The sequence below is a fragment of the Methylibium sp. genome (assembly GCF_013817365.1).
In the GTDB taxonomy this organism is placed as follows: Bacteria; Pseudomonadota; Gammaproteobacteria; order Burkholderiales; family Burkholderiaceae_C; genus Methylibium.
Genome location: NZ_JACDCU010000436.1, coordinates 1 through 3308 on the forward strand (window position 1 = coordinate 1; position 3308 = coordinate 3308).

The 3308-nt window shown below is 66.9% G+C and carries 2 protein-coding genes and 1 pseudogene; all 3 read left to right on the top strand.

Annotation, left to right across the window (positions count from 1 at the left end):
- Positions 1 to 190: cytochrome c (locus H0W38_RS19220; RefSeq protein WP_367162425.1), on the top strand; the 190-nt coding region annotated here is incomplete at its 5' end.
- A 243-nt stretch (positions 191 to 433) separates the two neighbouring features.
- Positions 434 to 2554, top strand: coding sequence for a cytochrome c biogenesis protein ResB (locus H0W38_RS19225; RefSeq protein ID WP_292457174.1), 2121 nt, complete (start codon positions 434 to 436; stop codon positions 2552 to 2554).
- A pseudogene (locus H0W38_RS19230) lies at positions 2551 to 3308 on the top strand (c-type cytochrome biogenesis protein CcsB); the annotation flags it as partial. The gene H0W38_RS19225 and the pseudogene H0W38_RS19230, both read left to right, overlap by 4 nt.

A 3308-nucleotide genomic window follows, 5' to 3' on the forward strand; every position in this document is an offset into this window, starting at 1 on the left:
CCCCAACGGCGCCGGGGTGCCGGTGCAGTACCCAGGCATGAGCGGGCAGCACGCCGAGTACACGGCCGCACAACTCAACGCTTTTCGCAGCGGCACGCGCAAGAACAGTGCACAAATGATGGCCATCGCCGCGAGGCTGAGCGACGCGGAGATCCAGGCGGTGTCGGATTTCGCGGCCGGCTTGCGCTGAGACTCCGCAGCGAAGGCCGCCCAGGCTGCGGCTCGCAGCGCACGAAGCGGTCTTGGCGCGCCTTTGCGGCCTGATCGGCGCGAACCACGCCGCTGATCCGGACGCGGGTTTCGACGCAAACTTCTTCGCACGTTGCGACTCGGAGTTTCACGCGAATTTCAACACCCCGGGGCCGGCTGCACGCCGGCCTTGAACTTTGCGGCCTTTGAACGCTCTTTCAGCGGCCCCCCGGATAATCGAGTCATGACCCTGAGCACCACCGGCATCGAACTGCCGACCCGCTCCCGCAGCCTTCGCGACGCGGTCGAGCTGCTGTCGTCGATGCGCTTCTCGATTTCGCTGCTGACGATCATCTGCATCGCCTCGGTGATCGGCACCGTGCTCAAGCAGCACGAGCCGCTGAACAACTACGTCAACCAGTTCGGGCCGTTCTGGACCCAGGCCTTCGCCGCGCTCGATCTGTACGCGGTGTACAGCGCCTGGTGGTTCATGCTGATCCTGGCCTTTCTCGTCGTCTCGACCAGCCTGTGCATCGCTCGCAACACGCCCAAGATCCTGGTCGATCTCCGGACCTACAAGGAACACCTGCGCGCCAGCAGCCTGAAGGCCTTTCATCACCGCGCCGAGGGCGTGGTGCCGGGCTCGCGCGACGCCACGTTCGCCCACGTGAGCGCGCTGCTCGCGGCCGGTGGCTGGAAGGCCAAGGCCGAGGTGCGCGAGGGCGAGGGCGGCGGCGTGATGGTGGCGGCACGCAAAGGCGCCGCCAACAAGCTGGGCTACATCGCCGCGCACTCGGCGATCGTGCTGGTGTGCATCGGCGGGCTGTTCGATGGCGACCTGATCGTGCGCGCGCAGATGGCGTGGCAGGACAAGACCGCATTTGCAGGAGGTGGCATGCTGGCCGACGTGCCCGCGGCGCATGTGCTGAACGTCGGCAATCCGACCTACCGCGGCAACATCGGCGTGAACGAAGGCCAGCGCGGCAGCACCGCGGTGATCCAGATGAAGGACGGCGTGGTGCTGCAGCCGCTGCCCTTCGACATCGAGCTCAAGAAGTTCATCGTCGAGTTCTACCCGACCGGCAGCCCGCGGCTGTTCGCCAGCGACGTGGTGCTGCACGACCGCGCCACGGGCGAGAGGACTGAGACGACGATCAAGGTCAACCAGCCGGCTCAGCACAGCGGCGTGACGATCTACCAGTCGAGCTTCGAGGACGGCGGCTCGAAGCTGCGGTTGACTGGCTGGCCGCTGGCCGGTGGCAAACCCTTCGAGCTCGCGGGCGAGGTCGGCGGTGGCACGCTGCTGCAAAGCCCCGGCGGAGAGAAGCCGATGACCATCGAGTTCACCGGCCTGCGCACGATCAACGTCGAGAATCTCGCGGCCGCCGATGCCCAGGGCGCGACCGACGTGCGCAAGGTCGATCTGGTCAACCGCCTGGAGCAGCACCTCGGCTCCGGCGCGAAGAGCGCGAACGAGCAGGCGCTCAGGAACATCGGGCCGTCGGTCGGCTACAAGCTGCGCGACGCCGCCGGCCAGGCCCGCGAGTACAACAATTACATGAATCCGGTCGTGCTCGACGGCCAGCGCGTGTTTCTCGCAGGCGTGCGAGAAGACGCCAACCAGCCGTTCAGCTATCTGCGCATTCCGGCCGATCAGGACGACAGCCTCGCCACCTGGATGCGCCTTCGTGCCGGCCTTCTCGATGCGGCCCAGCGCGAGGCCGCGGTGCAACGCTATGTGACGCGAGCCGCACCCGACAAGCCGGAGATGGCCAGCCAGCTCGCCGTGTCGGCGCGCCGCGCGCTCGAATTGTTTGCCGGCGCCGAGCCGGGCAAGCCCGAGGGGCCGATGACCGGCGGCCTGCTGGCGCTGTCCGACTTTCTCGAGGTGAACGTGCCCGAGGCCGACCGCCAGCGCACGTCCGAAGTGCTGCTGCGCATCATGAGCGGCACGCTGTTCGAGTTGCTGAACCTCACGCGCGAGCGCGCCGACCTGCTGCCGCTCACACCCGACGACAGCACCCAGGCCTTCATGACGCAGGCGGTGCTGTCGCTGTCGGATTCGTTCTTCTATCCGGCACCGGTGCTGATGGCGCTCGACGACTACACGCACATCCAAGCCAGCGTGTTCCAGGTCACCCGCTCGCCGGGCAAGACCCTGGTCTACCTGGGCTGCCTGTTCCTCATCGTCGGTGTGTTCGCCATGCTCTACGTGCGCGAGCGTCGGCTGTGGATCTGGCTGCAGGATGCGCCCGGCGGCGCCACCCGGCTCACCACCGCGCTGTCCTCCACGCGCCAGACGCTCGATATCGACCGCGAGTTCGAACAGATCCGCGCCACCTTGTTGCCCGAGGCGAAGCCATGAACACCACCACGCAATCCACGCCCCTGCTGCTCGGTCAGCCCGGCTACTTCGTGCGCCGCACTGCCCTTGACTGGCTGTTCGCGCTGCTCGTCGTGGTCGGCGCCGCCTACGCCTTCAGCCGCTACGGCGCGCACATGGACGGCTACGAGAAGGGCATCCTGGCCGGCGCCGTGCCGTCGCTCATCGGCCTGGGCTGGTTCTGGGGCCCCTTGCGCGCGCTGACGATCGCGGTGGCACTGGCAAGCTTTCTCGCCATCGGCCTGTACAGCGGCACGAGCGACGGCTTCGGCGCCGACCTCGAGGCCGGGCAGCAGCTTTTCCTGCTGAAGTACCTGTTCGCCAGCCAGACCGCGATCCTGTGGATGAGCGTGCTGTTCTTCATGAGCACGCTGTTCTATTGGCTCGGCTTCTTCCAGAAGAGCGGCGCGGCCGGGGCCGAGCGGATCGGCTCGGTGCTTGCCTGGGGCGCCGTGTTCATGGGCTTGGTCGGGACGATGGTGCGCTGGTACGAAAGCCACCAGATCGGCGAGGGCATCGGCCACATCCCGGTCAGCAACCTGTACGAAGTGTTCGTGCTGTTCGCCTGGATGACGACGCTGTTTTATCTGTACTTCGAGGCGCACTACCTGGAGCGGGCCAAGGGTCGCTCGGCCGGCCAGGCCGACATGGGCGAGGCCAGCGTTCGCTCGCTCGGCGCTTTCGTGATGCTGATCGTGAGTTGCTCGGTTGGCTTCCTGATCTGGTACACGCTGGC